Source organism: Pseudoclavibacter sp. AY1F1 (genome assembly GCF_002931075.1).
In the GTDB taxonomy this organism is placed as follows: Bacteria; Actinomycetota; Actinomycetes; order Actinomycetales; family Microbacteriaceae; genus Pseudoclavibacter.
In genome coordinates this window covers 590,880-608,128 of sequence record NZ_PSTQ01000001.1, presented here as the reverse complement: position 1 = coordinate 608,128, position 17,249 = coordinate 590,880, and the positions used below count along the sequence as shown (strand labels likewise).

Annotated in this window: 15 protein-coding genes, 1 tRNA gene and 1 pseudogene; 5 read left to right on the top strand and 12 right to left on the bottom strand. The window is 65.8% G+C overall.

The window, feature by feature from the left end; translation table 11 throughout:
* Positions 1-22: 22 nt before the first annotated feature.
* Both C5B85_RS02845 and C5B85_RS02840 read right to left on the bottom strand, forming a co-directional pair.
* Positions 23-3,745 (bottom strand): efflux RND transporter permease subunit, encoded by a 3,723-nt coding sequence (locus tag C5B85_RS02845; protein ID WP_104284781.1) that lies wholly within the window; start codon positions 3,743-3,745, stop codon positions 23-25.
* Positions 3,746-3,942: 197 nt separating this feature from the next.
* A complete protein-coding gene (locus tag C5B85_RS02840; protein WP_219819324.1) occupies positions 3,943-4,551 on the bottom strand; it encodes a ScbR family autoregulator-binding transcription factor in 609 nt (202 codons plus the stop codon).
* Positions 4,552-4,678: 127 nt separating this feature from the next.
* Between C5B85_RS02840 and C5B85_RS02835 the strand changes: the two genes are divergently transcribed.
* Both C5B85_RS02835 and C5B85_RS02830 read left to right on the top strand, forming a co-directional pair.
* Positions 4,679-4,753, top strand: a tRNA-Ile gene (locus C5B85_RS02835).
* A gap of 50 nt (positions 4,754-4,803) precedes the next feature.
* Positions 4,804-5,148, top strand: coding sequence for a thiamine-binding protein (locus tag C5B85_RS02830; RefSeq protein ID WP_104284528.1), 345 nt, complete (start codon positions 4,804-4,806; stop codon positions 5,146-5,148).
* A gap of 6 nt (positions 5,149-5,154) precedes the next feature.
* Here the strand turns inward: C5B85_RS02830 and C5B85_RS02825 are convergent, their stop codons facing one another.
* Positions 5,155-5,448, bottom strand: a complete 294-nt coding sequence (locus C5B85_RS02825) for a helix-turn-helix domain-containing protein (protein ID WP_104284527.1) — start codon at positions 5,446-5,448, stop codon at positions 5,155-5,157.
* Between the two features lie 76 nt (positions 5,449-5,524).
* On the opposite strand from C5B85_RS02825, the gene map reads away from it, so the two are divergent.
* Positions 5,525-6,307 (top strand): type I methionyl aminopeptidase, encoded by a 783-nt coding sequence (gene map / locus C5B85_RS02820; protein ID WP_104284526.1) that lies wholly within the window; start codon positions 5,525-5,527, stop codon positions 6,305-6,307.
* A 21-nt stretch (positions 6,308-6,328) separates the two neighbouring features.
* Here the strand turns inward: map and C5B85_RS02815 are convergent, their stop codons facing one another.
* Both C5B85_RS02815 and C5B85_RS02810 read right to left on the bottom strand, forming a co-directional pair.
* Positions 6,329-7,582 (bottom strand): glycosyltransferase, encoded by a 1,254-nt coding sequence (locus tag C5B85_RS02815; protein ID WP_258070550.1) that lies wholly within the window; start codon positions 7,580-7,582, stop codon positions 6,329-6,331.
* Between the two features lie 120 nt (positions 7,583-7,702).
* A complete protein-coding gene (locus C5B85_RS02810) occupies positions 7,703-8,713 on the bottom strand; it encodes a DMT family transporter (RefSeq protein WP_104284525.1) in 1,011 nt (336 codons plus the stop codon).
* A 65-nt stretch (positions 8,714-8,778) separates the two neighbouring features.
* Between C5B85_RS02810 and def the strand changes: the two genes are divergently transcribed.
* Both def and C5B85_RS02800 read left to right on the top strand, forming a co-directional pair.
* Positions 8,779-9,354, top strand: coding sequence for a peptide deformylase (def, locus tag C5B85_RS02805; RefSeq protein WP_104284524.1), 576 nt, complete (start codon positions 8,779-8,781; stop codon positions 9,352-9,354).
* Between the two features lie 41 nt (positions 9,355-9,395).
* Positions 9,396-9,674: a hypothetical protein gene (locus C5B85_RS02800; RefSeq protein ID WP_104284523.1), complete on the top strand. Its 279-nt coding sequence runs from the start codon at positions 9,396-9,398 to the stop codon at positions 9,672-9,674.
* Between the two features lie 31 nt (positions 9,675-9,705).
* Here C5B85_RS02800 and hutI read toward each other — a convergent pair whose 3' ends face one another.
* The 7 genes and pseudogenes from hutI to C5B85_RS02770 all read right to left on the bottom strand — a co-directional run bounded on the left by hutI (position 9,706) and on the right by C5B85_RS02770 (position 17,201).
* Entirely contained in the window at positions 9,706-10,863 is a 1,158-nt protein-coding gene (gene hutI / locus C5B85_RS02795) for an imidazolonepropionase (protein ID WP_104284522.1), read from the bottom strand.
* On the bottom strand, positions 10,860-12,203 hold the full coding sequence (locus tag C5B85_RS02790; protein WP_258070549.1) for a formimidoylglutamate deiminase: 1,344 nt from the start codon (positions 12,201-12,203) through the stop codon (positions 10,860-10,862). The genes hutI and C5B85_RS02790 overlap by 4 nt, the downstream gene beginning before the upstream one ends.
* A gap of 79 nt (positions 12,204-12,282) precedes the next feature.
* Positions 12,283-13,947, bottom strand: a complete 1,665-nt coding sequence (gene hutU, locus C5B85_RS02785) for a urocanate hydratase (protein ID WP_258070579.1) — start codon at positions 13,945-13,947, stop codon at positions 12,283-12,285.
* A gap of 567 nt (positions 13,948-14,514) precedes the next feature.
* Positions 14,515-14,676: pseudogene (locus C5B85_RS19680) on the bottom strand (helix-turn-helix domain-containing protein); the annotation flags it as partial.
* 150 nt (positions 14,677-14,826) lie between these two features.
* Positions 14,827-15,354 carry a HutD family protein gene (locus tag C5B85_RS02780; RefSeq protein ID WP_104284520.1) on the bottom strand — a complete coding sequence of 176 codons (528 nt, stop codon included), beginning with the start codon at positions 15,352-15,354 and terminating at the stop codon, positions 14,827-14,829.
* A 39-nt stretch (positions 15,355-15,393) separates the two neighbouring features.
* A complete protein-coding gene (locus C5B85_RS02775; protein WP_104284519.1) occupies positions 15,394-15,999 on the bottom strand; it encodes a hypothetical protein in 606 nt (201 codons plus the stop codon).
* Positions 15,996-17,201, bottom strand: coding sequence for a glutathionylspermidine synthase family protein (locus C5B85_RS02770; RefSeq protein ID WP_219819323.1), 1,206 nt, complete (start codon positions 17,199-17,201; stop codon positions 15,996-15,998). The genes C5B85_RS02775 and C5B85_RS02770 overlap by 4 nt, the downstream gene beginning before the upstream one ends.
* Positions 17,202-17,249 lie beyond the last annotated feature (48 nt).

Here is a 17,249-nt window from a genome sequence, read left to right as displayed (position 1 = left end):
CTCACGCGCGACGCCGTCAGGGTCAACTGGCCGCGGGTGACGCGGCCAGCGCCTTCTTCCGCGCCGCGGCCTCCGACTTCTTGTCGGCCCGCGCCGCTCGCTTCGCGGCCCGACGGTCGGCGCGCCGTTCCACGCTCGAGTAGAGGACGGGCACGAGCACAAGCGTGAGGAGCGTCGAGCTGATCAGACCGCCGATCACGACGATGGCAAGCGGCTTGGAGATGAAAACGCCGCCGCCGGTCAGGCCGAGCGACATCGGCACAAGCGCGAAGATCGTCGCGGCGGCCGTCATGAGGATGGGTCGCAGGCGCAGTCTCGTGCCGTGCACGATCGCATCGTGCACGCTCGCGCCCCGTTCTCGGATGTGGTTGATGAGGTCGATCAGCACGATCGCGTTGGTGACCACGATTCCGATCAGCATCAGCAGGCCGATGAGCGAGGGCAGTCCGAGCGGCGTGTCCGTCAGGAGCAGCAGTGCGACTGCGCCCGTCGCAGCGAACGGCACGGAGACGAGCAGGATGAGCGGTTGCATGAGGCTGCGGAACGTCGCCACCATGATGAGGAACACCAGGACTATAGCGAGCAGCATTGCCATGCCGAGCTGTTCGAATGACTCGTTCTGGTCAGCGGAGGCACCGCCGACAACAAACGTCACTCCGGCGGGCAATGCAAGGCCGTCGGTCGCTGCGTACACGGACTGGGTCACGGTTCCGAGCTGCCCCTCGGCTGGTGTGATCGAGACGGTGACCTGACGGGCACCGTCGTTGCGTGTGATCGCGCTCGGCGTGGCCTCCTCGCGGACCGCCGCGATGTCACCAAGACGGATCGGAGTCGCCTGCGTATCGGCGAGACCCTCCTGCCTGGCCTGCGTCTCCTCCGCCTCAAGCGTCTGCGCTGCCATATCCTCCTGAGCCTTCACAGCCGCGTCGACACCGGCGTTTGCCTGCTCGATGCCCGACTCTGCCTGAGTGATCGCGTCGGTGAGGGCAGCGATCTGGGCATCCCGTTCAGCCTGTGCTGCCTGCTCGGGAGTCATGCCCGAACCTGCGTCCGGAACGGTGGGCGTCAGCGGGGCACTCTGGAGGGAGGCCAGTTGGGTCTGCAGCTCGGACAGCTGCGACGAGACCGTGTCTCGCGCCTCGACCGCGTCGTTGACCGTCTCCTGCATCTGCTCGACGGCTTCGGCCTGCTGCTCCTCGGCCTTCGCCTCCTGCTCATCGGCGAACGCATCCGTAGCGTCCTGGATGGCACGCTGCTGCTGGACGGCGGTGACCGGCAGCTGCATGAGCGCAAGCTGGTCGAGTGCCACCGGGCCCTGCGTCGGTGCGATCACGATGTCGCGGTCAACGCCTTCGAGCCGCACCGATCCGAGCGGCGTTCCGGTGAGCGCGGCGGAGACGGCCTGACCGACCGTGGCCTGCGTGTAACCGAAGCCAGCAGCCTTGCTGCGATCGACATCGACGACAACGACGTTGCCGCCAGTGCTGAGATCGTTGGTGACGGCAGTGACCCCCGGGAGGTCCTTGACCGCATCGCTGAGCTGCGTCGCTGCCTGGTTGAGTGCATCCGCGTCGTTGCCCTGAATCGCAAGCTGGACGTCGCTCGCCAACGCTGACGATGCCGCCGTCGTGACGGTCACCTCGCCCACGTCGCTGAGCCCGCCGAAGTCCGCACGAAGGCCGTTGGCGACGGCCTCTGCATCCTCTCCCTCGACTGGGATGACGGTGATCGAGGTGTCTCCCCCGCCACCACCGAAGGCGCTGGCCCCGCTCGCTCCGATAGAGCTCACGAACGTCTCGACACTGTCTTTCGTCGAGAGCACTGCCTCGAGCTTCTCCGCACTCGCCAGGCTCTGCTCGATGGTGGTCCCCTGAGCGAGCTTCTGCTCGACGAGGATCGTCTCGTCACCCATGCTGCCGAGGAAGTCGCTTCGAAGCGCGGTCGCCCCAACTCCCGTCAGCAGGAGGAGCGCGAGCGCCGCGGCGATCGTGCGACGCGGGTGCCGCAGCGTTGCATCCAGAATCGGGACGAACGCGCGCTGCAGGCCGTCGTAAGGCGAGCCCTCTTCGCCGTCGCCACTCGCATGCACAACTCCGGATGCGGACGCAGGGACCGGCAGGAGCGACTTCCCGCGTTGCTCCCGCTTCGCGTTCTTCGCCTCGAGCTTTTCGGCCTGACGGACCCACCGACGCTCGGCGGAGTCCTCCTGGCGAGCCGCCCAGGCAGCCTGTGCCGCACGCGCTCTGATGAAGCGCTCACGCTTCATGGGCTTGGACGGACGGCGCAGCATCCAGTACGCGAAGACCGGCACGATCGTGAGGGCAACGACCAGGGACGCGATCAACGCGATCGAGACGGTCACCGCGAAGGGGCGGAAAAGCTGCCCGACGATGTCGCCGACAAACGCGATAGGAAGGAACACAGCGACGGTCGTGAGCGTCGATGCCGTAATGGCGCCCGCGACCTGCCCGACGGAACCGACGATGCCCTCGATGGTCAGCGCACCGGAACCCTGGCGTCGCTTGATGTTCTCGATGACCACGATCGAGTCGTCGACCACTCGCCCGACGGCGATCGTCAGCGCACCGAGCGTCAAGATGTTGAGCGAGTACTCGCCCAGGTTCAGGCCGACCATCGTGATGAGCAGCGACATCGGGATGGAGATCGCTGCGACGATCGTCGAACGGAACGAAGCGAGGAAGAGGAAGATGACGAGGACCGCGAAGATGAGGCCAAGTCCACCCTCGACCGACAGATCGTGGATGGACTGCTCGATGTAGGGAGCCTGGTTCTCGATCTCGGTGAACACCACGTTCGACGGGAGTGTCGGCGTGATCTCGGCCAGCTTCTCCGTGACACCGTGCGCGACGGAGACAGTGCTCGCGTCCGTGGCCTTCGTGATGCTGAGCGTCAGCGTTTCCGCACCATTGACGCGGGAGATGGACGTCGCAGGGACTTCCTTGAGGTCGACATCCGCGAACTGCGAGAGCAGAACCGTGGAGTCCTCCGTCGTGAAGGGCAGCGCGCGGAGGGCGTCGAGCGTGTCGAGTTGCGAGCCGACCTGCACGGAGATCTCGCCGCTGCCTCCCGTGACGTCGCCGGCCGGCAGCACCAGGCCGGCCGCGGTGAGCGTCGGCTCGATCATCGAGGTGTCGATCTTCAGCGCGTCGACGTCGGCCTGGCGCAGGCTGATCTCGACGCGTTCCTCGCGGGCACCGGAAACCTGAACGTTCTGCACACCGTCGACCTGCGAGAGCGCGGGCACCACGGTGTCCGTGAGCGTCTTCGAGAGCGCGGCGGTGTCGGCGTCGGACGACGCGCCGAGAGTCAAGACAGGCAGCGCGTCGAGCGAGAACGTCATGAGCTCAGCGGTCGACGAGTCAGGACGCGTGGCTTCGGTGGACTCGACCGCGGCACGGAGGTCGGCCTCGACCTGCGACTTGTCGGCATCGAAGCTCCAAGCGACGACGATCTGCGCGAACCCCTCGGAAGTCGTGGAAGTCACCGACTGCACCTCCGAGACCGCTCGAAGGGCGTTCTCGATCGGCTCTGTGACCTCGGAGACCATGACGTCTGGAGACGCACCGTCGAGAGTTGCGGTCACGAAGCCCTGCGGGATCTCCATCGACGGCATGAGCTCCTGCTTGAGCTGCGCCGTCGAGATGATCCCCGCCGCTGCGATCGCCGCGGTGAGCAGACCGATCAGAATTCGATACTTGAGACTCAGACGGGTGAGCACAGACACAGAGGGACCTTTCGACGCGACACGACGCCGAGCGATGACCTGGCGCCACTCAATCCTGTCGCCGAGGACGAACCTTGGAATCACCCGAAAGGACGGGTTCCTCGCCTCTCATGCCCTACCTGAGACTGATCTTTGGCCGAAGACAGGAATGCGCGCAACGCAGGCACCGCCCCTCTGGTAATGGGGGATGCGGCGAGTCAGGATTGTGTGACTGAGCGCCCCGGGGTAGCGAGGGTGACCCTGTGGACCGCCCACATCTCCCTGACACGATCCGCGATACTCCGACCGTCGTTCAGGTCATCGATGAGCAGCTGAATGCCCACCAGGTTCGCCAGGATCTGCCAGGCCGCCGCATCCACATCGATGTCGTCGCGCAGCACACCAGATTCGCGAGAGGCCTGGAGCGCCTCTTTCGTCACATCGAGCCAATGATCGAAGGGGCGAGGAAGCTCCTCCTCGATCAGTTCACGTTCGCGAACGAGCCTGATAGTCGCGCGGATGAGCGCGTCAGACTGAAAGCGCTCCGCGATCCGGATCATGAGCGACTCGAGCTCGTCAAGCGAGAGCCCTCGCTCGCGAGAGGCGGCGATCTCCTCCTCCCACATCACCGACCAGTTCGCGGTGACGGCCTGGGCAAGCAAGGCCTTCGTCGGGAAGTGGAAGTAGACCGTGCCCTTGGTCATGCCAAGACGGTCGGAAATATCACTGAGAACCGTCGCGGCGTAGCCGTTGGCCTCGAACTCGAGCGAAGCCGCTTCGAGAAGCGCCTGCCTCGTCTGCGCTCGCTGTTCAGCTCGCTTCATCATCCCCTGCTTTTCGTGCATACGGAATCGACGTCGACCCCGCTTGTGGGGCCCAAGTCTAGACCTGCCCGTGTTCACAAGTCCGTCCGCCGCACACGGGAGTGAAATCTGGCTAGAATCGACAGCGCTTGGGGCGGTAGCCAAGCTGGTTAAGGCATCCGGCTCATAACTGGACGATGCGTGGGTTCGAGTCCCACCCGCCCTACTTCTGAACACAGCAGGACGACCGCGTGACGGCGTGGCACGATGGTGGGCATGATCGTTGCCTTCTCCGTCGCCCCCAGCGGAACTCCAAGCCCGTCAGCCCCTTCTCCGGGAGAGGGCGACGCGTCACTCCACAACGCCGTCGCCGCCGCGGTCGCCGTCGTGCGCGCATCCGGGCTCCCCAACCGCACCGACTCGATGTTCACAACCATCGAGGGTGAGTGGGACGAAGTGTTCGCCGTCGTCAAAGCAGCGACGGAGGCTGTGGGCCAGTTCGGGAGCCGTGTCTCCCTGGTTCTGAAAGCCGACATCCGGCCAGGACACACTGGCGAGCTCGACGGCAAGGTCGAGCGCCTGGAAGCCGCGCTCGAAGCGCGGGAGGCGCAGACGAGCTAGACAGCTTCAGCTGACGGCGCGCATCCCGGGGTCCGTCGCTGAGCCCGCACGGACCTCCGACTCGCTGATTGCCGACCAGATCTCGTCGAGCGAGACCGACAGGACTCCGGCGATCGCCGCGATCGTCGAGAATGCTGGCGTCGCCACCCGGCCCGACTCGATCTTGCGAAGCGTCTCTGGCGACACGCCCGCGTCGAGCGCAACCCGAAGCATGGGGCGATCGCCCCGCGCGCGCCGCAGGAACGCTCCGAGGCGCTCCCCGCGCTCGATGTCGTCTGGGCTGAGTGGAAGTCTGACCATGTCCCAATACTAATCCGGTATACCTTTACCGGGATACTTATTGGGGCATATGAGGCCTCACGACGAAAGGCGCCGCATGATCGAGATCCTCAACGAGACCGAGCTCGCACGGGCAGCAGTGACCGGGCAGGTCGTCGGGACGATCTTGCAGCACCTGAAAGCGAAGATCAGGGTCGGCACGAACCTGCTCGAGATCGATGAGTGGGCGAAGACGCTGATCCTGGAGGCTGGGGCAACCTCGTGCTACGTCGATTACGAACCGTCGTTCGGGAGAGGCCCGTTCGGGCACTACATCTGCGTCGGAGTGAACGACGCCGTCCTCCACGGCAAGCCACACGACTACCGACTCACGGACGGAGACCTCCTCACGCTCGATCTTGCGATCGTGAAAAACGGCGTGGCCGCAGACGCGGCCATCAGCTTCATCGTGGGCTCGTCTCGTGATGCCGCCGACGAAGCGCTCATCGAAGTCACCGAACGCGCTCTTGCCGCCGCCATCGCCGTCGCAGTTCCCGGTGCGCGCGTTGGCGACATCTCGCATGCCATCGGCAGCGTCCTCTCGTCAGCCGGGTACGAGATCAACATGGAGTTCGGCGGGCACGGGATCGGCTCGACGATGCACCAGGACCCGCACGTCGCGAACGACGGTCGTCCCGGCCGCGGCGTGCGTCTACGCACCGGGATGATGCTGGCGATCGAGCCGTGGGTCATGGCCGACACGAACCGGCTCGTGACCGACGAGGACGGCTGGACACTGCGCAGCGCAACCGGATGCAGGACCGCCCACACTGAACACACGATCGCCATCATGGAAGGCGGGGCACGCATCCTGACTCTGCCCGGCGATCAGAACGGCTGAGGCCAGAGGCGTGCGACGGACTCAGTCGAGCGAGTGGTCCTGCTCGTTGACCGAATCGCGCGCGACTTCCTTGACGGATGCGCCCCGGTAGAGCCGCTCGAACAGCTCAAGCGTGCGGTCGATGTCGTGCATGCGCACGAGGTCGAGACCCGCGCGGGCCATCTCCTCGCGTTCGGAACTTGAGAGCGCAAGGACCTGCGAGAGCTTGTCGGCGAGGTCGCGCTCGTTGTTCGGCTCGAAAAGGAAGCCGTTTTCGCCGTCGTGCACGAGGTGGGGCAGCGCCATCGCGTCGGCCGCGACGACGGGCTGACCGGAGGCCATGGCCTCCATTGTCGCAATCGACTGCAGTTCAGCGATCGAGGGCATCGCGAACACGGAGGCGCGCGTGTACATGCGGCGAAGCTCCTGATCGCTCAGGTAGCCGTGGAACGTCACGCGATCCGCCAGCCCGAGCTGCTTGGCGAGCGACTGCAGGTTCTTCTTCTGGTCTCCCCCACCGACGATGTCGAGCCCCACGTCCGACGGCAGGAGCGTGAGGGCGCGGAGCAGCACATCGATCTTCTTCTCTCCGGTCACTCGACCCACGAAGAGAATGCGCTTGGACTCGCGTGGCGAGAAGTCGAACGTGTAGTCGGAGGTTCGGATGCCACACGAGATCGCGAGCACGTCGGAGATGCCGCCGTTCGCCTCGAGGAAGTCAGCGGCGCGGCGCGTCGGGGTGGTGATGGCGGATGCGCGGCCCAATGTCGAGCGCGCATCCTTCCACCAGATGCTCGCCGCGATACCGCGGAGGGCCTGTGGCAGCAGCGAGTGGTCGACGAGGTTCTCGATCATGAGGTGGTTTGTGCCGATGATGCGAATGCCACGCTTCTCGGCTTCGATCGCGACACCGCGGCCGATGATGACGGCAGACTGGAAGTGCACGACGTCGGGACGGACTTCGTCGACCACACGCTCCGATTCTGCTCGGATGTGCCACGGCGGTGCGTAGCGCAGCCAGTCGTGTGCCCACCAGCGATGAGACCTGAGGCGGTGCGCGGTCACCTTCTGCCCGTCGTATTCTTCCGTCCAAGTGCCGTGGCGCCTGCTGGCGGCCGGCACGATGACGTGCACGTCGTGGCCTCGAGCGGCCATGCCGGATGCCAGGTGCTCCGTGAACTTGGCGGCGCCGTTGACGTTCGGCGTGAAAGTGTCCCCCGCGATCAGAATCTTGAGCGGCCGTTCGCCGTCAGCTGCGACGGCGGTGGTGCTTGTTGAATGACCTTCATTCGGCACGGGGTGGTGACCTCGATCTCGTCTGGGGCTCGCGACAGGTTGTGGCCGTCGCTCGCGGAATCTCACGTCATGGTACTGGCCGTGTCCGGAGGCGTGGCCTCAGCACACGCTGGATGACTGCTATTGCTCGGTGACTCGCGCCTCGGTGTCGCTTCGACGCCCCTCGGTGTCGAGCGATCCGCGACCCTCGACCGCGTTCCGGCGAACAGCTTCGACTTCGGCATCCGTCTGTCCTCGCTCGAGCACGAACACACCCGTGACGGCGATCGCGCCAGAAGCGATGAACAGCACGAACGCGTACCAGGGGGCTGCACTCGCCTCGCCGAGGACGGCGATGGCGATGGCGACCGCGATGATCGGGTCGATGACCGTCAGCCCTGCGATGACCATGTCTGGCGGGCCGGAGGCGTAGGCGTTCTGGACGAAGTAGCCGCCGACGCCCGTCGCGATGAGGAGCGCAACAAGGCAGATGAGAGTCAGCCATTCGAAGTTGTCGTGCTGGATGCGGTTGATCGTGATCTTGGCGAGCGTCGCGACGAAGCCGTAGATGACGCCGGCTCCGAGCACGTAGATGAGCGCCTTGAATCGCTTGCGCAGCAGGAAAAAGCCGGTGCCGAACACGACGACGACGATCGCGAGGAGGACAAGCACGGTTGCAACCTGCTCGTCGGAGATCGCCTTTTCCTTGGCGAACAGCGCAGCGACCGTCACGAACGCGCCGACGCCGATGATGCAAAGGGCCACGGCGAAGATCTTCACGTTCGGGAGTCGCTGCCTGATAGCCCGCGCTGTCAGCAGCGTGGTCAGGAGCAGCGAGACCACTCCGAGCGGCTGCACCACGATGATGGGCGAGAAGACGAACGAGGCGAGTTGCATGACGACGGCGAGCCCGAGCATGACCGTGCCGATGACCCAGGAGGGTCGACTCAGCAACGCGAACAGGTGCTTCAGGTTCAGTCCGGCTGCGCCGCTCGTGCCACTCGCCGCTTCTACCTTGCTCACACCGCGATGCTGGTACATGGCACCGAGTGACATGAAGACAGCGCCGATCAGAGCGAGCGGGATGCCGATCATCTGGACCGGAGTGAGCCCTGGGAGCATTGCCAGATCACTGAGGGGTGCGATGGTCATGATGGGCAATCCTATTGTGCGGCGCGCGTCGTGAAGGGATGTTGGCGCGAAGATACGCTGATGGGATGACAACTCTCCCAATTCGCATCTACGGCGAGCCCGTCCTTCATGAACCCGCGGTACCGGTCGGCGAGATCACGGAGGAGATTCGCGAGCTCGTCGCGAACATGTTCGAGACCATGGATGCGGCCCCAGGCGTAGGCCTCGCAGGCCCCCAGATCGGCGTCGGCAAGCGCCTCTTCGTCTACTCCTACGAGGAGGCCGACGGCACAGAGCGCCGCGGCGTGGCCATCAACCCAGAGTTGTACGTCACTCCGGCCGAGCCGGAGTCGCTGCTCGAGCTCGACGACGAACTCGAGTCGGAGGGCTGCCTGTCGTTCCCGGGCGAACGCTACCCCCTGCGCCGATCCGAACGCGCTCTGCTGCGCGCCACGGACCTCGACGGGGAGCAGTACGAGATCGAAGCCGAGGGCTGGTTCGCCCGCATCCTGCAGCACGAGTTCGACCATCTCAACGGCATCATCTACGCCGACCGGCTCGAGCACCCCTGGTACAAGGATGCGTTCAAGGTCATGCGAAAGCGCAGTTGGGGTGGGCCGGGGAAGAGCTGGCTGCCGGGCGTGGACGACCTCGAGGGCTGACGCGGGCGGTCAATGTCGGTGGCCACTGCGAGGGTTCCGACATGACCACAGCGCTTGACGACCCCATCGAGGTCGAACTCATCGATGAGCTTCCCTCCGTGTTCTGGTGGGAGCGCTTCGCCTACGTTGTGCACGGCTTGCCACAGGCGTTCTACCGCAGGGTTCAGCAGCGCTGGTGGGCTGGCGAAGGCGACCCGTCTCGACTCGACACCGAATTCTGGCGAGTCAGCGCGAGTCGAGACGGGCATGAGGGTGAGCCGTGCCTCTACGACCTCCGGCGAGATCCGGACGGCTGGCGGCTGGTGCTCCGGTGGGAGTGACCGCCTCGGGGCCCAGTCTGGTTCGCCATCTTCACACGATTCGGTTGCCTGCCTGCCAGACGGCGTGCGTGAGCTGCATGCCAGGCCTGTAGGCCAGGTGGGTGACCGATGGAGCGTCGAGCACCTGCAGGTCCGCACGGGAGCCCGCATCAAGGCCGCCGATCCGGAGATCTCCTTCGTGTCTGCGGAGGGCGCTAGCGCCGCCCATCGTCGCCGACCAGACCGCCTCCTCCACCGTCATGTGCATCTGCAGCACGGCCGTCGCCACGCAGAACGCCATCGACGTCGTGTAGGACGTGCCAGGGTTGCAGTTGCTGGCCAGAGCGATAGTCGCACCGGCATCGATCAGGTCTCTCGCGGGCGGGAACGGCTGCCGCGTTGACAGGTCGCAGGCGGGCAGCAATGTCGCAACGGTCGTCGACGCGCCGAGGCGATCGATGTCTTCGGTGTCGAGGAAGTTGCAGTGGTCGACGCTGGCCGCGCCGAGCTCCACGGCGAGCCTCACCCCTGGACCGGGGCCGAGCTGGTTGCCGTGCACGCGCAGACCAAGGCCCGCTTCGAGGCCGGCCTGCAGTACTGCTCGCGACTGGTCCTCATCGAATGCTCCCCGCTCACAGAACACATCGATCCAGTTCACGTGGGGGCGCACGGCGTCGAGCATCTTGCCCGTGACGAGCCCCACGTAGTCATCGGCGTCCCAGCCGTCTGGCACGACATGGGCGCCGAGGTACGTCACGTCCTGCGATACCTCAGCCGCGAGGCGGGCCGATCGCTCTTCGGTCTCGACATCGAGCCCGTATCCGGTCTTCGTCTCCAGCCACGTCGTACCCCCGAGGTTCGCTTCGCGGACACGCCCGGCCATGAGCCGTCGCAGTTCCTCGCTGCTCGCCGCACGGGTGCGCTCCACCGACACCTTGATGCCGCCGGCCGCGTACGCCTCTCCCGCCATGCGCGCAGCGAACTCGGCGGACCTGTCTCCGGCGAATGCGAGGTGGGTGTGCGAGTCGACCCACCCAGGCAGCACGGCGCGGCCGTCGACGTCGACGCTGTTGTCGGCCGCGGGTGCCCGGGAGCTCGGTCCGACCCAATCGACCCGGTCCCCAACGATGACGAGGGCGGCATCACGCAGCACACCTTCGTCACCGTTTGTCGTGAGCTCCCCGATGTTCGTGAAGACAGTCGAGCTCATGAGTTCTCCTCTGCCATGGCTGCTGGATCGGCGGCGAAGCGGGCAAGGTCGACCGCGGCCTTGCTGAGCCGCGCCGAGTCCCTGCTTCGTTCATAGACAACCCGTCCGGCGACGATCGTACGGATCACATCGCTTGCGGTTCCAGTCAGCAGAAGCTGCTCTGGCAGCGACCCTGCAGTGCGCACGGATGCCGCATCGACTTCGACGAGGTCGCAGAGGCCGCCAATCAGACCAGGCGCTTGCAGCCCGAGCGAGGAATATCCGACCCGTGTGCCGATGTCCAGTAGCTGTTCGGGTGAGAACCTGCCTCGTGTCTGCGAGCGCAACCGCTCCCCCGCTTCGAGGCCACGCAGCTCGAGCAACGGGTCGAGAACGGCGTTCTGATCGGAGCCAACTGCCAGCCGCGCACCGGCTGCAAAGAGTTCTGAGGCCGGGCCGAGGCCGTCGCCGAGATCAGCTTCGGTGGTCGGGCAGAAGACCGCGTGCACGCCTGCTTCGCCGAGCAACACGATGTCCCCGTCGCTCAAGTGCGTCGCATGCACGACGCTCAGGCGACCAGAGAGGGCACCAGCCTCGGCGAGCACCGCGGTCGGGGTCCGCCCGTAGGCGGCCAAGCTCTGCTCGTTCTCCGCGACCTGCTCTGACAGGTGGATGTGCAGTGGCACTTCGGCGGGCAGGGCGCGAGCGATCTCTGCGATAGCCGTCGCTGGCACCGCTCGCACCGAGTGGATGGCGGCGCCGAGCACAAGCTCCGGGTACTCGTCAGCGAAGCGTTCGCGCAGCCTGAACCACCGCTCGAGCCAGCGGGCGGCACCCCCGTCGCCGAACCTCAGCTGCTCCGGCGCGAGTCCCTTGCCGATCGAACCGGTGAGGTAGCAGGTGTCGAGCAACGTGAGGCGGATGCCCGCAGTCGCCGCAGCGCGTGCGAGCGCGAGCTCCATGTCGTGGTCGGGGTAGGGCGCGCCATCGACGCGGTGGTGGACATAGTGGAACTCGCCGACGGCGCCCCATCCGCTTGCCACCATCTCGGTGAAGCTGGCTGCGGCGATGCTCTCGAAAGCGGGAGGCGTGAGGCTGCCGGCCAAGGCGTACATTTTCTCTCGCCACGACCAGAAGGTGCCACCGTCCGCGTGCGTGCGCCCGCGCAGCAACCTGTGGAAGACGTGCGAGTGGGCGTTGCCGAAGGCCGGGAAGACAGTGCCGAGCACGAGATCGCCCTCGCAAGCGGGTACGCCCAACTGCTCCTCGGCGACCATGCCTGTCTCGTTCCGGAGCCGAACGGACCGAAGCGTGTGTCCACCACGCACGAGCGTGTCGATCCAGATCCATTCGGCGCTCACCGCAGCACCGCCGCTCTGGAGGACCTGGCGGTGATCGACGGCTCGCTACCTGTCTCGGCCGCGGCGTTCGGCCGCTCGGTCACTCGGTCACTCCCTCCCACATCGGGACGCGCAGCCCGCGCTCCCTTGCGATGTCGGCGGCGTGCTCGTAGCCGGCGTCCACGTGACGCATGACCCCCGTTCCGGGATCGTTGGTGAGCACACGCTCGATCTTCTGCGCCGCGAGGTCTGTCCCATCGGCCACGATGACCTGGCCCGAATGGATCGACCTGCCGATTCCGACGCCTCCGCCGTGGTGCAGCGACACCCAGGTCGCTCCGGATGCGGTGTTGAGCAGCGCGTTCAGGAGCGGCCAGTCGGCAATCGCATCAGATCCGTCCTTCATCGATTCGGTCTCTCGGTACGGCGAGGCCACGGAGCCGGAGTCAAGGTGGTCTCGCCCGATCACGATCGGCGCGGAGAGCTCGCCGGTAGCGACCATCTCGTTGAACTTGAGGCCCGCGAGGTGGCGCTCCTTGTAGCCGAGCCAGCAGATACGGGCTGGCAGGCCCTCGAAGTGCACTTTCTCGCCAGCGGCCTTGACCCAGCGGTGCAGTCGTTCGTCGTCGGGGAACAGCTCGAGGATCGCGCGGTCAGTCGCGGCGATGTCAGCGGGGTCACCCGAGAGCGCCGCCCAGCGGAACGGGCCGCGCCCCTCCTCGAACTGGGGGCGGATATGCGCCGGCACGAACCCGGGGAAGTCGAACGACCGCTCGTAGCCACCAAGCTTGGCCTCGGCGCGAATCGAGTTGCCGTAGTCGAAGACCTCGGCACCAGCATCCTGGAACTCGACCATCGCCTTGACCTGCTTTGCCATGGATGCGCGAGCACGCTCCGTGAAGCCCTCCGGGTCTCGCTCGGCCTCCGCCTCCCAGTCCTCGACGCTCACGCCCTCTGGCAGGTAGGCGAGCGGGTCGTGCGCGCTTGTCTGGTCAGTGACCATGTCGATGGCGACTCTGCGCTCGAGGAGCAGCGGGAAGATCGTCGCCGCGTTGCCGACAACCCCCACCGATCGCGGTTCGCGGGCAGCCTTCGCCGCGAGCACGCGCGCGATCGCGACGTCGAGATCGTGCGTCATCTCGTCGAGGTAGCCGTGCTTCACCCGGCGGTCGAGGCGGCTCGCGTCGACGTCGACGATCAGGACGACGCCCTCGTTCATGGTGACGGCGAGCGGCTGGGCTCCGCCCATGCCTCCAGCGCCGCCAGTGAGCGTGAGTGTGCCCGCGAGCGTGCCACCGAAACGCTTCTCGGCTGCCGCAGCGAACGTCTCATAGGTGCCCTGGAGGATTCCCTGAGTGCCGATATAGATCCACGAGCCTGCAGTCATCTGGCCGTACATCGTGAGCCCGGCAGCCTCGAGGCGCCGGAACTCCGGCCAGTTCGCCCAGTCCCCGACGAGGTTCGAGTTCGCGATCAGCACGCGGGGAGCCCACTCGTGTGTGCGGAAGACACCGACAGGCTTGCCTGACTGGACAAGCAGGGTCTCGTCATCCTCGAGGGTCGTCAGGGTGCGGACGATCGCGTCGTACGCCTCCCAGTTTCGGGCGGCCTTACCCGTGCCGCCGTAAACGACCAGGCTCTCCGGATGCTCGGCCACCTCTGGGTCGAGATTGTTCATGAGCATGCGAAGCGGAGCCTCGGTCTGCCAGCTCTTCGCGGTCAGCTTCGTCCCGCGTGCTGCCCTGATGTTCTTGTGCGTGTTCATCTGCAACTTCCTTGGTGCGTCTCGATGAGGGGATTTCAGAGAATGTCTGCTCATACCCCGACGGGGGGGTGCCGGGGTCGACTCCGCGCCGAGACTGCTCTCGACGCTGGCTGCGGCTGCGACAAGCAATCGGCCATAGCGCCCGATCTCCGTCTTCGTGATGCGATAGCTCGGCACAAGCACGCTGAGCGAGCCGATGACGCGCTGCCGGAGGGCTATCGGAGCGGCGATGGCGGTGACGTCCTTCTCGATGCCACGTTCGACCACTGCATAGCCACCTGGCGGGGTGCCCCCGCGCAGCACCTGACCGGAGGCCGTCCCCTCGAGCGGGATGGTCCGGCCGACCCAGTTCGTGTGGCGGACGGAGTGGCCGCCCTCGTGGATGGCGATATACAGAGCCTGGTCACCGTGGCCCTCGACGCTCAGGTACACCGACTCCCCCGTCGCTTCTGCGACGTCACGCATAACCGGCGCACACAGCCGCACGAGGTTATCGTTCGACAGCGCTTGCGCACCCAGCTGCACGATGCGGCTTCCCGCGTGGAATTCGCCGATCTCGTCGCGCCGCACGAATCCGGCCGACTCGAGGGTGCGCAGAAGCCTCAGAGACGTGCTCGGCGAGAGTTCGGCGAGCCGAGCGCTTTCGGCGAGGCTCAGGCTGCCGCGTTCGCAGACCAACGCGAGTAACGACAGTGCTCGTTCAACGGTTCGCGTCGACGGTTCGGCCATCTTGTCTCCTTCTGTGCAGACAAGATCCGGCGGGAACGGATGAAGTGACGGCCGGGACTGTCTCCGCCTAGTACAGCCCATATGTCATTCAATGGCAAGACCTGACCACCAGGTGGCAGCCCAAAGCTCCGTGAACTGGGGAGCGCTTCATCAACTCACGACGTGGACGACGGCGATCTGGCCAGTGCCACTGAAGTTCTCGGCATATCCGCCAGGCGCGAGTATCACCGAGTCGAGGAAGCCGAGCTTCGACCCCGAAACCTCGAGCACTCCAGCGAGGACGACGGCTGCCAATGCTGTGTCCGGTAACCCGTGCGCGCTGCGGATGATGCTCAGCCCGAGGTTTGGAGTCCCTTCCGCGTACATCAGGTTGAGGACCCGTGAGGTCTCTCCAGCGGATGCGCCGCTCACGCTCTGCTCGCCCGTGAACCGCACCTGCTCTCCACGGTCGAGACGAGACTCGGTGCCATCGATGACAAGGCGCACTGCATCGATCGCCAGCTGCACTCGCTGAACTCCAGGGATGATGGAGAATACAGCCGAACGCTCGATCGTGGCGATGCTCAGCGACCAGCCGCCTCCATCCGCCATGGACTGGATGGTGCGCGTCACCCCCAAGCCATTCCGCCAGGGATTGGGCTCGAGATCGTCGCGGCGGATCACAGTCGCTGGCTTCATGCACTCATTCTCCCGCCCAAGAAACCCTGGGCAGGCATGTCAACCACCGGTCGAGCTGCCGCCACCGCCACTTTTGCCCTTGACCGTCGAGCCGAAGCCCGACTTTCCGGTCGACCCGAAGCCGTTCTTCAGCGGCGCGCGCGAACCGACCGTTGCGCCCGCTGGTGCCTTCTGGGCCACGTCAGAGTGGGCGGCCGAGCCCGGGGCAGCGAAACCACCTGAGGTGACGGGCGCCCAGGAACTGACCCTCGTGCTGTTCCACCGCGAGGAGGCGAACAGCATGGGGCCAAGCCAGAGGGCGGAGCTGTAGTGCGTCCCGTAGCTGCTCGACGACTCGCACAGCGACTCGGCATCACCCTCAACCTGTTCGCCCTGCTGCACCAGGAGCTGGATCTGCTCGTTCACATCCGCGAGGCAGTCCTCCTTCGACGTGTAGGTCGGTCGCTCGGCGCCCTCGGGGACCACGTAATTCTCCCCGTCTGCACCCTCGACGACGATCCCCTCTTCAGGAACCGTGCTGCATCCGGCCAGGAACATCATGGCGGCGGCAATGCCCATCGCGCCCACGGTCTTGGGCGCGGAAGGTCGGGTGATCCCGGAAAGGCTCACTCCGCTGCTGCGGCGAAGCTTGGGTTCGTAGGTCATGGCCGCTCCTCGTGGTCGGTGATGTAGTGCGGCACGAACTCGGCAAGGTCGCCCGTAATCGGCCCGCTCGTCTCGCGCACGTCGATTCCCGCGGGCGTCTCGCCCACAACCCAGGAGCCCACGATGACCGTCTTGCCATCGATGTTCGCCAGCCGGGCTCGTTCCTGGTAGACGAAGCCCTCCGCGCCGTAATCGCCGCCGTTCTCGGCGGTCTTGCGTCCGACCATGTCGTAGATCGTGACGTTAGCCCCCTCGCGCCCGAGCTTCGGCTTCTCGACATAGGCCTTGCCGCGGAGCCGCTCTGGAGTCGCGTACGCGGCGAGGAGCAGCGGATGCTCCGGAAAGAGCTCCCAGAGCACAACGAGGAGCTGCTTGTTCGAGAGCAGCATCTTCCAGATCGGTTCGACCCAGGCAGTCGTCGCACGCGTCGTCGGGAAGTACTGCGCGAAGTCCTCGCGCACCATCCACTCCCAGGGGTAGAGCTTGAAGATCCGATCGATGCGCTCACCGTCACCATCGACGAAGCCGTGCGACGCCTCGTCGAACTGCACGTCCTCCATGTAGATCTGCTTCACCTCGAAGCCGGCGAGGCGCGCCGTCTCAGCCATGTAGCTCACCGTGTCCGCGTCCTCGACGATGAGCTGCCCGTCGCCGTCGTCGTGCAGGGAAGCCAGGTGAAGCCGCGCTCCCTGCGGCAGGAACCAACGCTGCACGCGAATGTGCACCCACTGCTCCACGAGCAGCTCGTGCAGGAGGTTGAACTGGTCGGCGGTCGCGCCGCGGGTCTCCACGAGCCACTGCCACTGCGCGGCCGCCGACTCCACGAGCGACGTGGGGGTGTCCGCGTTGAACTCGAGCAGTTTGATGGTGCCGGCCCCGTCGTAGGCGAGGTCGAACCGTCCGTAGACCGTCGGGTCATCTTCATCCCAGGACTTCTCGACGAGGTCCCAGAGCTCGACGGGGATGCCGAACTCCGCGAAGCGTCGGTCTCGCACGACTCGCTCGCAGGCCTCCATCGACAAACGGAAGAGCTCTGCCGTGGCCCGCTCGAAGTCGTCAACCTCGCCGCCCGAGAAGCCGTAGGCGGCTTCCTCCTGCCAATACGGACGACCGCCCTCTGACTCCATGTCATAGAAGGTGAAGCCAATGGAATCGAACCTCGCGCGCCAGTCGGCCCGCGGAGCACTGTACGTGCGGATCAAAGTTGGCCCATCCCTGTTTCTCTCGACTCACTCCCGGGCCAGCCCACG

Excerpts from the sequence above, each read along its gene's own strand:
- C5B85_RS02840 (WP_219819324.1), bottom strand. The coding sequence starts at position 4,551 with ATGATGAAGCGAGCTGAACAGCGAGCGCAGACGAGGCAGGCGCTTCTC.
- C5B85_RS02830 (WP_104284528.1), top strand. The coding sequence starts at position 4,804 with ATGATCGTTGCCTTCTCCGTCGCCCCCAGCGGAACTCCAAGCCCGTCA.
- C5B85_RS02825 (WP_104284527.1), bottom strand. The coding sequence starts at position 5,448 with ATGGTCAGACTTCCACTCAGCCCAGACGACATCGAGCGCGGGGAGCGC.
- map (WP_104284526.1), top strand. The coding sequence starts at position 5,525 with ATGATCGAGATCCTCAACGAGACCGAGCTCGCACGGGCAGCAGTGACC.
- C5B85_RS02810 (WP_104284525.1), bottom strand. The coding sequence starts at position 8,713 with ATGACCATCGCACCCCTCAGTGATCTGGCAATGCTCCCAGGGCTCACT.
- def (WP_104284524.1), top strand. The coding sequence starts at position 8,779 with ATGACAACTCTCCCAATTCGCATCTACGGCGAGCCCGTCCTTCATGAA.
- C5B85_RS02800 (WP_104284523.1), top strand. The coding sequence starts at position 9,396 with ATGACCACAGCGCTTGACGACCCCATCGAGGTCGAACTCATCGATGAG.
- hutI (WP_104284522.1), bottom strand. The coding sequence starts at position 10,863 with ATGAGCTCGACTGTCTTCACGAACATCGGGGAGCTCACGACAAACGGT.
- hutU (WP_258070579.1), bottom strand. The coding sequence starts at position 13,947 with ATGAACACGCACAAGAACATCAGGGCAGCACGCGGGACGAAGCTGACC.
- C5B85_RS02780 (WP_104284520.1), bottom strand. The coding sequence starts at position 15,354 with ATGAAGCCAGCGACTGTGATCCGCCGCGACGATCTCGAGCCCAATCCC.
- C5B85_RS02775 (WP_104284519.1), bottom strand. The coding sequence starts at position 15,999 with ATGACCTACGAACCCAAGCTTCGCCGCAGCAGCGGAGTGAGCCTTTCC.